This window comes from Vibrio sp. QJM3NY_27 (assembly GCF_057785955.1).
The window spans coordinates 1,531,447-1,549,527 of the sequence record NZ_CM173512.1 but is presented as its reverse complement, the minus strand read 5'-3'; the positions used below and the strand labels follow the sequence as shown (position 1 = coordinate 1,549,527).

The following is an 18,081-nucleotide window of genomic DNA, read 5'->3' as shown; positions in this document are numbered from 1 at the left end:
TCTTATTTCTAGCTTCTATGTGCTGTCTCTTATCTTCTCTTTTTAGCTATCAGTAGTTAGACGTTTCCGTTATCACTAACTGTTCTTAGCTGAGTCAGATATTTAATCCAACCTTTTGCTTCAGAAGAAGGTTCAATGTTGTTCGCACGCTTCGCTTGTGCCAGTGCGTTATCAAGGTTCTTTAACTTGTACCAAGAACGTACTTTCGCCAATGCGACGTCGGCTTGTTTGTTTTTGTCTTTCACTTTGTCTAAAACAACCAGCGCTCGGTCGTAGTAACCTTGCTGAACCAATAGTTGAGCCACATTCCAATGATATTGAGTGTCTTTTTTAGACGCTAGCGTCCACACTTCAATCGCATTGTCCCACTCTTTCGCTAGCTGCCAGTAAGTTGCTTGCTCAGCCAGAAGTTGAACGTCGCTGTTCGCATCATCTAGCTTGCTAATTTCTTGTGCTGCGCGTTCTGGAATGCCGCGTTTCGCGTAAAGCTGTGCTAACAAGCGGCGATCTGAGTTTTTCAGCTCAACACCTTGTAGATCAGCCAGCGCTAATGTGTTCAATGCATCACGATTACGTTCTAATCTTAGCTGAATACCAACAAGTTGACGCCACCAGTTATCTTTCTCTGGTTGAAGTTCAATGAGGCTTTCCAGTGTTGGAATAGATTGCTTCCACTGCTTTAACTGAAGCTGTGCGCCCAATTTCAGCGATAGAGGCGACAACTCTGCTTTTGAATTGAATTTGTCTCGATTACCGATGGCCACTAGGACTTTCGACCAGTTTTCAATTTGGTATTCAGCTTGTGCAATTCGCATCCAAAGCGTGTCTTTCTTTTCTTTTTCTGGCGCTGTTTTTACTAACTGATAATAGTGCGGAAGCGCGTTTTTAAACTGCTGATCGTTCAACAACAAATCAGCCAGCATGCGTTTCGTTATCCAAGCCTGTTCATCAACCAGCAAATTGCTGTCGACCGCATAAGTAAGCTGCTTAATTGCCGTGTCGGTTTTGCCATCTTGCCAGTAAAACACACCAAGCATACGAGCTACGTACGCTTTGTCGTAGCCTTTAGAAAGCTCCAAGCCTGCAAGAACGTCAATCGCCTGTTTAACCTGTTCATCTTGAGCAAGCTTGTGCGCTTTTTGAACACGAATAGCAGTATATTGAGTTAGCTCTTTTGCTTGTGTTGTAAGGGGCATTAACAACACGCCCACTAATATCCATATCTGTTTCATCATTTTGCCAACTTAAACTCTAGTTTCACGGTTTGACCAACCTGAGCTATCGCTTTTCCATCGACGACTTTCGGTTGATATTTCCATTTTTTAAGTGCTCTCATCGCTTCACGTTCAAACATACGACGTGGGTTTGCGTCAGTGACTTGAATATCAACTGGGCGCCCCGTCTCATCGATAGTAAAAGACATAATGACATGACCTTCAGCGCCACGCTTAAGCGCCTTCGCTGGGTAACGAGGTTCTACTCGATACAGAGGCATTGCCTGTTGGTTTGACCCAAAATCAGAAAATGTCGGCGCGTTAATCGCTAGACCATCAACAGATGTATTCAAATCCAATGAAGGCAGTGAAGACATCGAATTCAGAGGCGTAACTTCAGCTTGTGACTGAGACGTTTGCGCTTCTGGTGGTGGTTCTGGCATTTCTGGCTGTTCAGGAACGGCACGTTGTCTTCTTTGAACGTCTTGTTCTTGTTCCACCATCACCATGTTGAAACTTAAAGTCTCACCACTTTCTGGAGAACGTTGATGGCCATTATCAACCATCCAAGCCATGAAGGAAAACAGAGCTAAACCCAGTGCCCCCGCTATCGGTAAGGCAAGAAAAAGGCGAATCATTTATAAAGATCCTCCAAGATCATCGCTTTTCAGCAGCAAGCGCAATGTTTTTCACACCAGCACCTTTAGCGGCGTCCATCACTTTTACGACAGTTCCGTTATAAGCGTGTTCATCCGCTTGAATGACCAAAGAAGCATCAGGTTGTTCTAGCAATAAATGTTCTAACGTCGCTTGAACACGTTCAACATCGACAACACGTTTATCGATGAAGATATCATTCGCAGACGTAATCGCAACAAAGATGCCCGCATCCTTTTGGCTTACTACGTTAGACGCTTGTGGGCGATTGACTTCAACCCCTGATTCACGAACAAATGAACTGGTCACAATAAAGAAAATAAGCATGATAAAGACAATATCAAGCATCGAAGTAAGGTCTATTTGAGCCTCTTCATTTTTAGAATGACGTCGACCGAGTCTCATCGTTGACTCCTTAAAGATTTTTCTAATTTCAATTCTAAGCGGTTACACACTTTCGCTAAGCGTGCATGGACAAACATGCCCGCTAATGCAGCAACCATACCAGCCATGGTTGGCAGTGTTGCCAACGAGATACCTGAAGCCATCAATTTAGGATCGCTGCTTCCTTGAGTCGCCATGACATCAAAAACAGAGATCATACCGGTGACGGTGCCTAACAAGCCCAACATCGGACAAATAGCGACTAACAGCTTAATAAAATTCAAGTTTTGGTTAAGTAAGATACTCGCTTGACCTAACCAACCTTCACGAATGGCTTTAGCGTGCCAAGAAGAGTGATCTTCTCTTTCATGCCACTTTGCAATCCAAGCTTGGCGTTGCTTTGGAAAATAGAACGCAAGATAAAGCACGCGTTCTACCACAAGCACCCAATACACTAGGACAACAGCCGCTAGCCACCACAGGACGAAACCACCCTGCTCCATAAAGCTTGATAAAGACAGCAGCCAGTCACTCGTTAACCAACTCGCTGGTAATAGAGAACCCGACAAGATATCCATTACGCAGCAGTCCCAACTGGTGAAACGACAGCTTTTGATTCAACTGTTTTCTCTGCCTGCTCAGCAACAAGGCCAATACCCTGCTTCTCAAGAATATTACGAATGTTCTCTGACTGAGTGCTAAGAATGTTATGTGCCAATAGCAATGGCATTGCAGCAACTAGGCCAAGTACCGTTGTTACAAGCGCCATCGAAATACCACCAGCCATCACTTTAGGATCGCCATTACCAAACTGTGTGATCACTTGGAATGTTTCGATCATGCCGGTTACGGTGCCCAACAAGCCAAGCATTGGTGCGAGTGCTGCTAGAAGTTTTAGCATCGATAAACCTTTCTCTAAATGAGTCTGTTCATCAACGACGGCTTCTAAAAGGCGCAGCTCCAGTGCTTCAACCGTTTGGTTTTGCTCTTTGTTGTAAACTGCAAGAACACGACCAAGCGGGTTATTACCCGGTTGTTCAGGGTTCTTAAGTTGTGCGCGAATCTTCTGACGAGCGATAGCAAGAGAAATACCACGAACCAATGCGATGATTAGGCCAATGGCTAATAATCCAAGAATCACTTTACCAACCACACCACCCGCTTGAAGGCGGTCAGCTAGACTTGGGGTTAGCGCTAGTTGTTCAAGCATGAATCCACGAGAAGGATCGACAACAACATTAGATACTTCGCCATTCGCAAGTGAAGAAAGCGATGCCAGTGTTGGACCATTTGATGGCTGTTTCAGATACGCAATTGCATCTTCACGCTGAGTATTCCAGCTAACGTAACCTTGGTCTGTCACTAGACCAATTGAACCTAGACGGTACGCGTCAACTGTTTGTGTATTGCCTTCACCGTTAATGAACGCAATTTGTGATTTGCTAAGCTCTGAGCTCGCTTGAATCTGTTCAACCATACTCATCCACAAGCCAGAAAGCTGTGGCATTGATGGTAGTGATTTAGCATCGATAATTTGATCAACAGTTGCGGTATGCTCAGCGCGATCAACACTATTCACGGTTGAGCTAAGCTCTGCGCCCAATTCTTTTGCGTTCTGACGAACGACACCGAATAGCTCACCAAGGCTGCCTGTTTCTAAACGCAACTTCTCTTCTAAACGCGCAAGTTTGTTTTCGTTATCGCTAAAGGTTTGAGTAAGAACGTCTGTAGCGCCTTGGATTGAAGTACGTTTCGCTTCAAGCTGCGCCTTGATCGCTTTCAGTTCTTGTTCTGTCTTTTTGAAGTCCGCTTCACGCACTACGTTGTGAGAAGCTTGAGTACGATTCTCTGATTTTGCCTTGTTAACTAGCTGAGCAGTCGTATCAGAAGCTGAGAAAGCAGAAAATGAAATTGAAGTAATACAAAGCAATGCTGCTAATGGCTTTAAGTTCATTACTTAACCTCCGCAACAGTTAAAGAAACAGGTAAAGTAATCAAGCTTGGAGCCGCTTGTTGACCAGCGATATCGTAGGCTTTATCTAGCTCAGACTTCATCGAAGAATCAAGCTCTTGCCATTGATCTTCTGTTTGATCCCAAGACCAATATTGGCTGCCATTTAGATTGCGAGCGACTAAAGAGATGCGACCTAGGTGCAGTACATCAGCCTCAATCGTTTTTTCACTGGTCAATGCTACGCGACCTTGATAGACACCCAGCTTGATACCGTAGTCCATCTCAATTTGATATGCCTCTAGGATACGACGATACTTTTCTGCATCACTTACATCCGCGCGAGTCATCATCGCTTGCAGCTTTTCAACTCTTTCTAGACGCTGTTCTTTCTTGATTGGCACATCTTGCTCAACTAACTGCTGAAGGCCATCAATCATCTGGTACATCAGAGGCACAACACCTTGACGTGTATATTTGATTTCGTCGATCTGCCCTTCAATGCTCTGAGCTTCTTGATTCTGGCTCTCAACCAATGCAGCAAGGTGATCGTGATAGATTTCTAAGTTCTTAACTTCTTCTTGCAGACGCTCAATCTCAGCTTGCAGCATTAAAGTCGCTTGTGAGCTTTTATCAATAACCTTTTGGCTCGAAGCCGACGCGTTATTGGTCTTGTTTTGAATTGATTGAGCTTGATCCAAGCTGTTTGCCATCGAAGACGTTGCAACCAAACAGATCGCAAGTGCTAGGCTAGTTTTTAAAAGATTCATAATTGTAGTCATTTACTATAAGAAGAAGGTCAAATGAATTTTATTGATAAGCAGTCTCATTATCATTAAAAGTCACTCACATTACTAGGGATATTTTACTAAATAGCAGAATCACGAAAGGGGAAAGCCGAAACTTTCCCCTTAGTCTTTATGCTAGTAATAGTACCCTACTAACAAATTAGTATTTTACCTGCAAAGTCGCCATGTAGTTACGACCTTCGCCAATGACTACATTTTTTGCACCATCTTGGTTTGAGCTTGTTGAACCACCACCCGCTAAGTACTCAGTATCAAATACATTTTCTATATTCAAACGAGCAACAATGTCTAAGTCATCATTGTATTTATGTGTATATGATGCACCCATATCAAATCGAGCATAACCGTCTTTCTTAAAGGTATTTGCAGCATCACCATAACGCTCACCTTCATAAATTAAACCAAGGTTAACATCTGTACTTTCGATAACTTTGTATGTAGACCAAAGGCTTGCAGATAGTTCAGGAACATCTGCTGGTTTGTTACCTTGATAAGTATCGTCCTTAGTAATCTCGGCATCTAGATACATCGTTGACGCACTAAGAGAGAACTTTTCGGTTACAAAACCTTGAGCTAAGAGTTCAACACCACGGTGTTGTTGCTCACCTCCTTGAGTCTTGTTGTAAAGAGTATCGCCATTACCGTCGACACCGGCCTCCACATCAAGCGTAATGTTTTCTTTGGTAATATCGAATAATGCCCCACTTAAGAACAAACGCTCATCAAGCAATTCCCACTTTGTGCCTACTTCATAAGAAATACCACGTTCCGCATCTAACTCTTCGCCATCATTTACGTACTCATCACCACTCACAACACCTTGAGGCATAAAGCTCTCTGAGTACTGTACATAAATAGAGCCATTTTCCGCGGGGTGATAGATAACACCAAGCTTTGGAGAAACTTGGTTCTCTGTTAGGTCATCAGTTTTCTTCTCATCAAAACGTAAGCCAACAAGAACTTGCCACTGGTCATTTATAGTCATCATATTCTGAAGATAAATACCGTAAGCTTCATATTCAGAATCAGATTCTTTCACTTTTCCCGAATAGCCTGGTTTACCAACAGTTTCATTCGGAGCTTTAGACACTGAGTTATAGTAAGTTTGATGACGGTCGTAAGAGTAACCCAACCAGTTACCACCTACTAACAAAGTATTCTCAGTTCCTAATAGTTCAAAGTCCTTAGTTACATCAACATATGCTGTATCAAATACCCACTTATCTGAACGCTCATTACCTGAGTGCTTGATAAGGCCCGTCTCTTCATAATCAGAAAAGCTTGGGTATGATTCCACATCAAAACGTTCAAAGTTCTGACGGTTATATCCCACTTTCAAACCAACTGTATCGGTAATCAGCGCATCAACTGCAACACCGTAGTTCTCTACATCGTTTTCAATTTTTGACCACTCAGCATCCCAGATGTGTGTATTTCCAAGAACTGGCTTTCCGTTAACAATATATGCACCAGAATCGACGCTACCATGATCTTCTGTTTTGTCGTAATGTGCAGAAATCATTACTCGATCTGTAATGTCATATTCCACAAATAAACCACCAACAAAACGATCTGTATCTGGTTCAGTTCCATCACCATAAGAACGGTATGAGCCGTATGTTTCTTTAGAAAGCACTGTACGAGCACGAAGTGTCTCATCTGAGTTTAGAGATCCGCTTACGTCCAGTGTCGTGCGATAATGGTCATCAGAGCCCACATCTTGACTTAATGACATCTGAGTATTCGCAGTCGGCTTTTTGGTAACCATGTTTACAAGGCCACCCGGCTCCGACTTACCGTAAAGTAAACCTGATGGGCCTTTTAAAACCTCAACACGCTCTAAAAGCTCAATAGGTTGGCGGTAATGAGACCAATGTTGATGTCCATCACGTAAAAAGCCGTCAGAGCTGCTTAATTCAAAACCACGAAGAGAAAAACGCTCACGGTTACGACTTGTACCGCCAGCACTAACACTTGCATCGTTTTGTAAAACTTCGCCCAAAGTGCTAGCACGCTGTTCATCGATGATTTGCTCATCGATTACTGAAACTTGTCCCGGAGTCTCTAATTGAGTGGCCTCCATGCGCATTGCTGTTGTGTTTGTGTCGGCTTTGTAACCGTAGTCGCGACCTTCAACAACCATGTGTTCGTCTGTTTTTACTGTTTCTGCCAATACTGCTGGTGAAGCTAATACTGCGCCGATCACTAAAGCCAATGGGCTCTTTGAAAACATGTCCTTTACTCCGCTTTATTCTTTTATTCGAGCACTTTTTATTTATTCGATGTACTCGTTGAACCGTTTCCGGTACCACTAATCATTTCGGGAGTGAATATAAGTGATAACTATTACCATTTGCATTAAATTTACATTCTTTGCATTCGTAAAGCTTTGTAAAGGGGCTTATCTAGTGGTTTTAACAGGTTATACAAATCCAATTCGATACAGATATTTACAGCTCGTTTGAATAAAAAACCTCGCAGTTATCTTCGAATCTTCTGAAACACCATTATTTGCTTGGTCTATTTAAGATATGACGATCGATAAGAAAATTGTCTTGTCTTATTTACTACCTTTGAAACGACGGATTTATGTATAAAACCCTCGATAAATGTAAATAGATAGTGAATTACTTTGTTTTTATTTGTTTAATTTACACAATTATCAGTGATTGTGATCACATCTATAATTTCAAACTCATTTTTTGTTTTTCGATTTGAACAACCGACTGCTAATCTCCTGCTCACTTTGAAAAGGTATCAAAGTTATAAATAATAAGGAGTGTTCTAAATGAATACCAAGAAACCTATGTCGCTAACTGGTCGAGTTATCCTCGGTATGGTCGTGGGCATATTAACGGGATTTGCCATTCAATCCCTTTTTGCAGACAGCGGATTTGTTAACAACTACATCGTTAACGGACTCTTTGAAGTAGGCGGACAGATTTTTGTCGCCAGTTTAAAAATGCTTGTTGTACCTCTAGTCTTCGTTTCACTAGTGTGCGGTACAAGCTCTCTTAAAGACTTATCAACTCTTGGCCGTATGGGTGGCAAAACGCTTGCACTTTATATCGGTACTACAGCCGTTGCTATCACTCTAGCACTCACTATCGGTAACCTGTTCCAACCTGGAGCTGGTGCGGATCTTACTGCTGCGAGCTCTTTCAAATCAGCGGATGCCCCTTCTTTGGGCCAAGTAATCATCGACATGTTCCCAACCAACCCTATTCAGGCGATGGCTGAGGGCAAAACGCTGCAAGTGATCGTATTTGCTGTGTTGTTTGGTATTGCAATCAGTGCAGCGGGTAAACCTGGCGAGCGTATCGCTGCGGTTTTCTCTGATTTGAACGAAGTGATCATGAAGCTTGTTGCGCTACTGATGAACCTTGCGCCTTATGGTGTGTTCTTCTTAATGGCGAAGCTGTTCTCCGGCCTTGGTTTAAGCGCAATCTGGAACCTAGCAGAATACTTCTTAGTACTTGCAGGTACCCTACTCCTACACGGTTTGGTTACTTACAGTGCGATGCTAAAAGGTTTCACAGGTTTAAGCCCTATTACGTTCCTACGTAAAATGGAAGATGCCATCATGTTCGCATTTTCAACGGCTTCTTCGAATGCGACGATTCCAGTAACAATGGAAACGGCGAAAAACCGCATGGGTGTTGACAACAAAGTCGCTTCTTTCACTGTACCACTAGGTGCAACAGTGAACATGGACGGCACTGCTATCATGCAGGGTGTTGCAACGGCGTTTATCGCACAAGCCTACAACATTGACCTTACTATGGGTGACTACTTGATGGTTATCCTAACAGCGACATTGGCGTCTGTTGGTACTGCAGGTGTTCCTGGTGTTGGTCTTGTTATGCTAGCAATGGTATTGAACCAAGTTGGTCTACCGCTTGAAGGTATCGCGCTTATCATGGGTGTTGACCGCCTTCTTGATATGATTCGTACCGCAGTAAACATCACAGGTGATAGTGCCGTAACTATCATTGTGGCTAAGTCTGAAGGTTCTTTTGACGAAGCTCGCTTCAATGACCCTGCAGCTGGTGAGAAAGAAGAAGAAGTTAAGCTAACACGCCAACAGGCATAATCTAGCTTTTCTGTCGCTCTTACCTTCAAGCTGAGGCGTAATTAATGGCTATGCCTAGCTGATAACGAAAAGCGTATAAACAAAAACGCCACTGCATCTGCAGTGGCGTTTTTTATTGGGCTATGTTTCTAAGATATATTACTTAGATATATTACTTAGCTATATTACTTAGCTATATTTCTAAGCAATGTTTCTCAGCACGCTTTCAGCCATCGTTATAGATGGAGCACGACAGGTAACAACAAGAAGCTAGTCGGCGATTGGGAACATAAGGTTCACTCTAAGCCCTCCACCGTCTCTATTCTCAGCAGTAACATGCCCATTCATCACACCCATGGCTTCCTTCACGATCGCAAGGCCTAAGCCGTAACCGCCAGACTGTTTGTCTCGGGCTGATTCTATTCGTGTAAACGGGTCGAATATACCTGCAATCTTGTTATCAGGAATGCCATCACCATCATCTTCTACAGATATGACACTGTAACGTTTATCGGTTAACAGTTCATAGGTAGTCACGACAACATGAGCATTCTCACCCGCATATTTGATCGCGTTACTCACCAAATTACCGATAACTCGAAGGAGTAACCTTTCATCAACATTAACCATTGATGTCGGCATCTCTAAATCACCAATCAAGGTTTGATTCGGTTTTAAATCATTTTGCATCTGCGCGATTAGCATCGAACAATAATGCTCAAGATGCATCAAGCTTAACTTGGAGTCATAGCGAGACGTTTCTAGACGGCTGAATTCAAGGATCTCACCCACCAACTTGTTCATCTCTTCCGTTTCACTTTCCATTCGCTCAAGCAAGCCTATGCTCTTATCATCTACCTTACTGCGCAACAGGTGCAATGCGAGGTTTTGCCTTGCCAATGGTGTTCTAAGTTCATGAGACACATCGCGAATCAAACGACGCTGCTTTTCAGCGAGAGACTTGATCTCAACTGTCATATGATCAAAATCATGAGCAAGTTCGTTGAACTCCCGCGTCGTGGAATTTAACTCAGAAACAACACTGACAGTGAAGTCGCCTTGCGCAAGTCTGCGGCTCGCTTCTCTTAATCTATCCAGCGGCTGCTGCAGGCTTTTCGCCATGATAATTGAGAACAGAGACAACACGATCAAAGCTATTACCGCTTTCAACATGTAAGAATATGGCGCAAAGGATTTAGCCGGGTGAAACTGGTGTGGGAGTTGGATAACCAGTGTTTTACCGTTATTAAGTGGCAGGCCGAATATCGGCTTACTCACACGATCACTAAGTTGGTGATCTAACGTTCTTAAGTATTTAAGCTTAAATTCAAAATGCGGATGCATGTGACGATGTGTAATCGGACGATTGTCTTTATCAATGACGAACAGATAATACTGCTGAGCATTGCCCCAATCCGCGAGTTCATCCATGTCCCCTTCTTCAATCAACACATTCGCTTGATAGGCAAGGTCGAGCATTTCCGCTTTAACCGATTCTGGCACTTTAAGCAGCGCTTTCATCAAGGCTCTTTCAGCGACACCTTGCAGGATCAAAATGCTAACTAAAATGACGGTCAGGTAACTGAACAACTGGAACGTTAAACCATCTTTACGCTTGGCAATAAAATCAGGGCAACGCAGCAGTTTCTGACTCATACCCCTACCGACTCTAGGTAGCTATACCCTTTTCCACGAACGGTTTTGATGTGTTGCTTAGACAAGCCAGCCTGAACGAGCTTCCGACGTATATTACTGATATGCATATCTAAATTACGATCGAAAGGACAGAGTTCTTTCTTTAGAACATGGATTTGAAGGTCAGATTTAGATACAACAATACCGTCGTTTTTGACCAAGTAATCAAGCAGTTCTTTCTCAGTACCCGTTAACGGTAAACGAGAAAGTTGTTCACACAAGCCTTGATTAGGTGAAGCCAAAGATTGCCTTTGACGTTCAAAACCAACGCGGCGCAAGATTACCTTGATTCGGGTTAGGAGCTCAGGAACATTGAAAGGTTTGGCGATGTACTGGTCGGCTCCAGCTTGGTAGCCATCCAGCATAGAGGCATCGTCGTTCAGTGCAGTCAGCATAAGAATAGGAGTAGCAAAACGCTGACAAATACGCCTCGCCACTTGAATTCCGCTCAAGTTTGGAAGCATTACGTCTAGTAGAACCAAATCGACAGGGTTCGATTGAATAAACTCTAGCGCAGATTCACCACAATGAACGGTATCGACGTGATACCCCTCATTTTCCAATACTTCACCCAGTAACTCACACAACTGGATATCATCATCAACAACTAAAACGCGAGACATTGCACACACCGATAAATAAGAACAGTTTGCATTCTAATTATCGTTATTATTGATTTCAATTATAAAGTGCAGGATTTCCTCTATAGAAGAAAATCTTTTTCAATCGGTACAAATTTTGAGGCAGAATCGATAAGATTTTGAGCAGTTAACCCCGGAACACCATACACTTCAACAGGTTTGCCAAAACGCTCTTTGATTCGCTCTACAAGGATTTCGAAATCACCGTCTCCAGATACCAAAACAATCGTATCAACCGTCTCTGCGAGTTCTATCGCGTCTAACGCAATACCCACGTCCCAGTCGCCTTTTGCACTGCCATCTCGACGCTGAATAAAGGGTTTTAACTTCACATTAAAACCAACACCACGAAGGATATGATGAAATTGACGCTGCTTTGGATCTTGGCTTGAGATTGCGTAAGCATTGGCTGCCACAACGTTACGCCCTTCCGTGGCAACATACCAAAACTGGTTATAGTCGAAGTTAGAACGGTATTTGTCGCGCGTTGTGTAGTAAACGTTCTGAACGTCGACCAAAATTGCTATGTTTTCCATAATTTCATACCTTTAGATTTTCCGTATACCCTATTCTATTCAACTCTAAAATGCGAGCCGCTTTCTTTAATAAAAATGAACTCATTGGCTATGCTTAACGTAGCTATTATTGGCTTAACGCAGCTGTTATTGGCCTAACGTAACTGATATTGGCTTAACGTCGCTACTATTAGCTTAACGTAGTTGTTATTAGCTTAACTCAGAGCTTGTTTGAGTTTATCAAGGAAGGTGGAACATGCAGTACCGACAAATAATCAGATCGTACGTTGGCAGCAACACCAATGGCTCAGTATTGCCACGTTGCTGCGCAGCGATAACCAAAGCAATATCCAAACCATTGAAAACTCTATTAACAAGCGCGGTTATGTTTATGATTCTGTCAGTCAACTCGTTGCACGCTTACCCAGCCTACTCTCACTCCAAGGCCTTGCCGCACCGCAGTGTGATCTATTTTGCACCGAATGAGGACTCTGCCGTCAAAGAGTTTCTCAATGAAGTGTTGATCAATAACTGTCAATTGGATGAACGAGACGTGGTTATCATAGTCATCGCGGAAAGCGGCTACACAGTCCCTACTTGGCTTGAAGAAGAATTTAACTTAGAGGCGGTAACCGACAGCTATGGAATACCGAAAGGCTCACATACTGCTGTTTTGATAGGTAAAGACGGAAAAGAAAAGCATCGATGGAATGGGAAGACTGATTGGAACCTTATCACCAACATTATTGATGAGATGCCTATGCGCCAAAAAGAAATGCAGCGACAAAGTAGCCGCTGCAGTATTTGATTCTTAGTCAGCTAAGCGGTCGCTTAACACACTAACTTGTAAATTAATCAATTAAGCTTGCTTGTTAAACCAAGCCAATTTTTCATGAAGCTGAGCAACGCTACCTACCACAATCAATGCTGGGCTTTTTGCGACACTCGCAAGGTTGGCTAAGTCACTCAAACCACCACGGAACACTTTCTGTTCTTGGCGCGTACCATTTTCAATAATCGCAACAGGCATGTCTGCTCGCATACCGTTATCTAGTAAATTTTTCTGAATGTTCGGGCTCTCTTTTAAACCCATGTAAAACACGATCGTGTGATTGTGTTGAGCAAGCGAACGCCAATCAATATCTTCACCATCTTTCTTTAGATGACCAGTAATGAATTGAACGCTTTGTGCGTGATCTCTATGTGTAAGCGGAATACCCGCATACGCGGTAGCGCCTGCAGCTGCGGTGATACCGGGTACCACTTCAAATCTCACACCATTTTCAGCCAGAGTTTCGCACTCTTCACCACCACGACCAAAGATAAACGAGTCACCGCCTTTAAGGCGAACAACATGTTTATTTTCTTGCGCTTTAGTCACTAGCAGTTGGTTGATCTGATCTTGTGGTACACAGTGATGGTCGAGCTTTTTCCCCACATACAGCATTTCTGCATAGGAGTTAGCCATTGCCAAGATATCTTTAGATACTAAGCGGTCATAAACGACCACATCAGCCTGTTGAATAACACGTGCCGCTTTTAGGGTAAGTAAGTCTGGGTCACCAGGGCCTGCGCCTACTAATGAAACCAATCCTTTGGTTACTTCTTTAACATTCGATGACGATACTTCTGACATGCTGTGCTCCGAAGGTTTGCTTGTTCTATCTCAAGCTTTAATCTATGTGATAAGTCACTGTATTCATGATGACTTATCCAAATCCTTAACCCTTAGACTATCAGGTGTTGAATTAAATATTCAGTCTAAATACTAACGAAGATAGAAGTAATTATAACAAAACAGTCTATTGCGGCTATTTTACTCAATAAAAATCAACGCATTGATGATGTTTAAGGCTTTCGAACTAAAAAAGCCCCAAACATGTTGTTGGGGCTCTTAATCTCATACTAAATTACGTTTCACCGTATTCAGAATTACTTAGCACCTAGAGAAGGAGCGGTTCTAGCGTGTGTTAGGAACAAAGGAACACATGTTAAGAAAAGGCCACCTACGATGTTACCAAGGATTGTAGGGATAAGGTTGAAGTTCAACCATGTCGCGATACCGAAATCAGCGCCTAGAATCATACCCAGTGGGAATAGGAACATGTTAACTACTGTATGCTCAAATACTAGTGCGAAGAAGATGAAGATTGGGAACCACATCATTGCTACACGACCAGACACAGTGCGTGCTGTCATGTTACCAATCACGCCTAGACATACCATTAGGTTACAGAAGATACCGCGTACGAAACACGTGATCCATCCGTCCATACCCATGTTTTCAAAACCTAGGCTACGAGCTGTAGAAACCGCAATGAACTTTTGTGCTACTGCGTTTGGATCTAAAGAGAAGTTACCCGTTAATGAGATAGCAACCAGTACCGCAACGATTAGAGAACCGATAAGGTTACCAAGGCCAACAATACCCCAACAACGTAGAACACGCCCCCAAGTCACACCTGGGCGGTTATCGAATTTCGCTAAAGGAGCAAGGCCAAATACACCTGTTACTAGGTCGTAGCCCATTACACTTAGAATAACGAAGCCCACTGGGAACACAAGAGCGCCAACAATACCAATGCCTGTTTGCACGATAGTCGTAATTGCCACAACAACAGCAAGAGAAAGAATGATGCCTGCCATTGTGCTTCGAATCAGAAGATCGCGAGTACTTGTTTTCGTTTTCGCTTCACCCACATCGATCATCGTTTGAACGAATTCAGCTGGTTTAAAATCAGGAGACATAAGGTTGTCCTTAAAAAGTTAAAATTAAAAGTTAAAATCGGATAGGAAAAGGTTCTAGTTGCCGAACTAAGGCAATGTCGATAACTAGAACCCTTGATCTATCAAATCTTGTTACGTATTCGATTATGCTGAAATTTCAACAGCACCTTTGGTAATTCGAGCTTTATACGCTTTCACGCTGAAGTTCTCGTCTTCCATGCACACACCTGTTGCTAGGTTAAAGCGTTGTTTCTTAAGTGGACTCGCCACCCAAAGCTCACCTTTGTGCTCAACCGTTAAACCGCGAGATAAAACGTTTGATTGGAAAAACGGGTCAGTATTACTAATAGCGAACACTTCTTCAGCTTTAGTTGGGCGGAAAATAGCAACTTGCTCACCACCAACCAATGCACAAACACCGGTACCTGGAATAATATCTTCGATCTTACAAACTTTGGTAAATGCCATGATGTCGTCTCCCAATTAAACCAGTTCAACGTGAAGGATGTCGCCCTTCGCTTCTGGGTGTTTTTCTGTAAATGTTGCTGGGCGGTGTTGTTCACGGCCATCGTTAACAAACACAACGTTTTCATCACGGTCATCAGCATTGATGAAGTGTGAGAAGCGCTTAAGTTGAGCTTCATCGTTGATAGTGTCAGTCCACTCACAAGCAAAGTTACCCACTAGGCCAGCGACGTCAGCTTCGAGCTGGTCGTTGATGCCAAGTTTATTATCTACAATCACTTCACGTAGGTAGTCAACGCCGCCTTCTAGGTTATCCATCCATACCGAAGTACGTTGTAGTGGCGCAGCCGTACGGATGTAGAACATCATGAAACGATCGATGTATTTCAGCAGTGTTTCTTGGTCTAGATCGCTTGCCAATAAATCTGCGTGACGAGGCTTCATACCACCGTTGCCACACACATACATGTTCCAACCAGCGTCCGTTGCGATAATACCTAAATCTTTACCTTGAGCTTCAGCACACTCACGAGTACAGCCAGACACACCGAACTTCATCTTATGAGGCGTACGGATGCCTTTGTAACGGTTCTCGATCATCACGCCTAGGCCAACTGAATCTTGAACGCCGTAACGACACCAAGTTGAACCGACACATGTCTTAGCCATACGAAGTGCTTTTGCGTAAGCTTGACCCGTTTCGTAACCGGCTGCGATTAACTTCTTCCAGATTGCTGGTAAGTCATCTTTCTGAGCACCGAATAGACCGATACGTTGTGCACCAGTGATCTTCGTATATAGGTTGTATTCAGCCGCAACATCCGCAAGAACGCTTAGAGCTTGAGGCGTTACTTCGCCACCCGCCATACGAGGGATAACCGAGTAAGTACCATCTTTCTGAATGTTACCTAAGAAGTTGTCGTTGGTATCGTGCAGTTTTACTAGCTCAGGCTTAAGGATGTGCTCACCCCAGCAAGAAGCAAGGATAGAACCCGCTAGAGGCTTACAGATTTCACAGCCGTAGCCTTTACCGTACTTCTCAAGTAGCTCGTCGAATGTTTTGATTTCTTCGATGCGGATTAGGTGGAAAAGCTCTTGGCGAGAGTAAGCAAAGTGCTCACAAACGTCGTTCTTCACTTCCACACCCGCTTTAGCAAGTTCAGCGTTTAGCACAGAAGTCACAAGTGGAATACAACCACCACAACCTGTACCTGCGCCAGTCACTGCTTTGATATCACCAATGGTGTGGTGACCTTCAGCAACAGCTTGAGCGATCTTGCCTTTGGTTACGTCGAAACAAGAACAGATAACTGCAGTTTCCGGTAAGGAGTCAGCGCCAAGCGTTGGTTTTTCACCGCCAGCGTGTGCTGGAAGAATCAATGCATCTGGATGTTCTGGTAGGTCAATTTCGTTCAACATAAGTTGAAGAAGGTCACCGTAATCAGAAGTATCGCCAACCATTACTGCGCCAAGCAGTTTCTTGTTGTCTTCAGAAACGATTAAGCGTTTGTAAACTTCTTGCTCTTCGTTTTGGTAAACGTAGCTTTTACAACCAGGAGTACGACCGTTTGCATCACCGATTGAACCTACTTTCACGCCCAGAAGCTTAAGCTTCGCAGACATGTCAGCACCTTCAAATGTGCTTTCGTTACCAACAACGTGGTCAACAGCAACGGTCGCCATTTTGTAACCCGGAGCAACAAGGCCGTAGAACGTTTGGTTCCAAGACGCACACTCACCAATCGCATAGATGTCTTTATCCGTCGTTTGACAGTAATCATTAATCTCGATACCGCCACGAGGTGCGATACCCAAGCCCATTTGACGAGCAAGTTTGTCTTGTGGACGAATACCAGCAGAGAATACGATGAAATCTGTTTCGAGCTCTGTTCCGTCTGCAAAACGCATCACGTTACGAGCTTCAGTGCCTTCAGGAGCAATCTCAAGCGTGTTCTTGCTTGTATGTACGTTTACGCCCATACGTTCGATTTTTTGACGAAGTTGGTTACCACCCGCTAGGTCAAGTTGCTCAGCCATTAGCTTAGGAGCAAACTCAACAACGTGTGTTGTCACGCCAAGTGCTTTTAGTGCACCAGCCGCTTCAAGACCTAGTAAACCGCCACCAACAACAACACCAGACTTAGAATTCTTAGCGGTTGCTTCAATAGCTTTTAGATCTTCGATTGTGCGGTAAACAAAACAGTCTTTACCTTCGTTGCCTTTAATTGGCGGAACGAAAGGGAAAGAACCAGTAGCAAGAACAAGTTTGTCGTATTGGATTTCACGGCCAGTGCTTGAGTAAACCGTTTTTTTCTCACGGTTAACGTTGATTGCACGTTCACCGATCAGCATGTTTATGCCGTTTTTCTCGTAGAAGCCCTCTTTAACTAAAGAAAGTTCGTCTGCAGTGTGGTGTGAAAAGTAAGAAGAAAGGTGCACACGGTCATACGCAACACGTGGTTCTTCACAGAACACCGTAATGTCCATGTTCGCAACATCTGTCTTCTCGACTAAATCTTCGATATAGCGATGACCGACCATCCCGTTACCGATTACGACTAGCTTCATCTTGCTCATAAGAATTCCTGAAGGTTATATATTTCTTAACTACACGAATAATGAATTATGAAAGAAAATGAAAATATGATGTAAATCAATTACGAAAACGAACTACCCGAAAGGGGTAGGACAAAAGAGGTAGATCTGCTTGTTTATCGAGCTAAGCAAACGAATAACCTTGGTTTTGATAGGGTTTAGCGGGATTTTATATACACTTTGGCGCACTAGAAAGAGTGTTGTAAAGTTTCATAATAGGTTAGCAACAACGTAAGTAAATGACAATCATTTTCATTTACCGTTCCATTTTCTACTCTACAAATTGCCAAACCTCTTACTTCATGAAGAAGTATGAGTAATTGTGAAGAGTCATATGATCAATTAATGGTGACAAA

The 18,081-nt window shown here is 43.3% G+C and carries 16 protein-coding genes; 2 read left to right on the top strand and 14 right to left on the bottom strand.

Annotation, left to right across the window (positions count from 1 at the left end):
* Nucleotides 1-56: 56 nt before the first annotated feature.
* The 7 genes from AC3CIA_RS22485 to AC3CIA_RS22455 form a co-directional block, all read right to left on the bottom strand.
* Complete coding sequence (locus AC3CIA_RS22485) at nucleotides 57-1,235, bottom strand: tetratricopeptide repeat protein (protein WP_054546809.1); 1,179 nt, start codon at nucleotides 1,233-1,235, stop codon at nucleotides 57-59.
* A complete protein-coding gene (locus AC3CIA_RS22480; protein WP_054546808.1) occupies nucleotides 1,232-1,852 on the bottom strand; it encodes an energy transducer TonB in 621 nt (206 codons plus the stop codon). The genes AC3CIA_RS22485 and AC3CIA_RS22480 overlap by 4 nt, the downstream gene beginning before the upstream one ends.
* Nucleotides 1,853-1,871: 19 nt before the next feature.
* Nucleotides 1,872-2,276, bottom strand: a complete 405-nt coding sequence (locus AC3CIA_RS22475; RefSeq protein ID WP_004731145.1) for an ExbD/TolR family protein — start codon at nucleotides 2,274-2,276, stop codon at nucleotides 1,872-1,874.
* Nucleotides 2,273-2,833, bottom strand: coding sequence for a MotA/TolQ/ExbB proton channel family protein (locus AC3CIA_RS22470; RefSeq protein WP_010429842.1), 561 nt, complete (start codon nucleotides 2,831-2,833; stop codon nucleotides 2,273-2,275). The genes AC3CIA_RS22475 and AC3CIA_RS22470 overlap by 4 nt, the downstream gene beginning before the upstream one ends.
* Nucleotides 2,833-4,209 (bottom strand): MotA/TolQ/ExbB proton channel family protein, encoded by a 1,377-nt coding sequence (locus AC3CIA_RS22465; protein WP_102556153.1) that lies wholly within the window; start codon nucleotides 4,207-4,209, stop codon nucleotides 2,833-2,835. The genes AC3CIA_RS22470 and AC3CIA_RS22465 overlap by 1 nt, the downstream gene beginning before the upstream one ends.
* The gene (locus AC3CIA_RS22460; protein WP_171308617.1) at nucleotides 4,209-4,976 is read right to left on the bottom strand and encodes a DUF3450 domain-containing protein; all 768 of its coding nucleotides are present in this window, start codon (nucleotides 4,974-4,976) and stop codon (nucleotides 4,209-4,211) included. The genes AC3CIA_RS22465 and AC3CIA_RS22460 overlap by 1 nt, the downstream gene beginning before the upstream one ends.
* A gap of 178 nt (nucleotides 4,977-5,154) precedes the next feature.
* Entirely contained in the window at nucleotides 5,155-7,248 is a 2,094-nt protein-coding gene (locus tag AC3CIA_RS22455; RefSeq protein WP_488519101.1) for a TonB-dependent siderophore receptor, read from the bottom strand.
* Nucleotides 7,249-7,803: 555 nt separating this feature from the next.
* Here AC3CIA_RS22455 and AC3CIA_RS22450 point away from each other — a divergent pair.
* Entirely contained in the window at nucleotides 7,804-9,108 is a 1,305-nt protein-coding gene (locus AC3CIA_RS22450; RefSeq protein WP_017093555.1) for a dicarboxylate/amino acid:cation symporter, read from the top strand.
* Nucleotides 9,109-9,357: 249 nt separating this feature from the next.
* Here AC3CIA_RS22450 and AC3CIA_RS22445 read toward each other — a convergent pair whose 3' ends face one another.
* From AC3CIA_RS22445 to AC3CIA_RS22435, 3 genes are all read right to left on the bottom strand, one after another.
* The gene (locus AC3CIA_RS22445) at nucleotides 9,358-10,743 is read right to left on the bottom strand and encodes a histidine kinase sensor domain-containing protein (protein ID WP_488519100.1); all 1,386 of its coding nucleotides are present in this window, start codon (nucleotides 10,741-10,743) and stop codon (nucleotides 9,358-9,360) included.
* Nucleotides 10,740-11,405: a response regulator transcription factor gene (locus AC3CIA_RS22440; RefSeq protein WP_054546803.1), complete on the bottom strand. Its 666-nt coding sequence runs from the start codon at nucleotides 11,403-11,405 to the stop codon at nucleotides 10,740-10,742. Before AC3CIA_RS22440 ends, AC3CIA_RS22445 begins: the two co-directional genes overlap by 4 nt.
* Nucleotides 11,406-11,485: 80 nt before the next feature.
* A complete protein-coding gene (locus tag AC3CIA_RS22435; RefSeq protein WP_004731130.1) occupies nucleotides 11,486-11,959 on the bottom strand; it encodes a LabA-like NYN domain-containing protein in 474 nt (157 codons plus the stop codon).
* A gap of 235 nt (nucleotides 11,960-12,194) precedes the next feature.
* Here AC3CIA_RS22435 and AC3CIA_RS22430 point away from each other — a divergent pair, with 235 nt between their 5' ends.
* Nucleotides 12,195-12,746 carry a DUF4174 domain-containing protein gene (locus AC3CIA_RS22430; protein ID WP_488519099.1) on the top strand — a complete coding sequence of 184 codons (552 nt, stop codon included), beginning with the start codon at nucleotides 12,195-12,197 and terminating at the stop codon, nucleotides 12,744-12,746.
* 51 nt (nucleotides 12,747-12,797) lie between these two features.
* On the opposite strand, the gene cobA is transcribed toward AC3CIA_RS22430, so the two are convergent.
* From cobA to nirB, 4 genes are all read right to left on the bottom strand, one after another.
* Nucleotides 12,798-13,574, bottom strand: a complete 777-nt coding sequence (cobA, locus tag AC3CIA_RS22425; protein ID WP_054546801.1) for a uroporphyrinogen-III C-methyltransferase — start codon at nucleotides 13,572-13,574, stop codon at nucleotides 12,798-12,800.
* Between the two features lie 296 nt (nucleotides 13,575-13,870).
* Complete coding sequence (locus AC3CIA_RS22420) at nucleotides 13,871-14,686, bottom strand: formate/nitrite transporter family protein (protein WP_017109568.1); 816 nt, start codon at nucleotides 14,684-14,686, stop codon at nucleotides 13,871-13,873.
* A gap of 123 nt (nucleotides 14,687-14,809) precedes the next feature.
* Entirely contained in the window at nucleotides 14,810-15,133 is a 324-nt protein-coding gene (gene nirD / locus AC3CIA_RS22415) for a nitrite reductase small subunit NirD (protein ID WP_004731122.1), read from the bottom strand.
* A 15-nt stretch (nucleotides 15,134-15,148) separates the two neighbouring features.
* Complete coding sequence (nirB, locus tag AC3CIA_RS22410) at nucleotides 15,149-17,707, bottom strand: nitrite reductase large subunit NirB (RefSeq protein ID WP_054546800.1); 2,559 nt, start codon at nucleotides 17,705-17,707, stop codon at nucleotides 15,149-15,151.
* Between the last annotated feature and the right edge of the window lie 374 nt (nucleotides 17,708-18,081).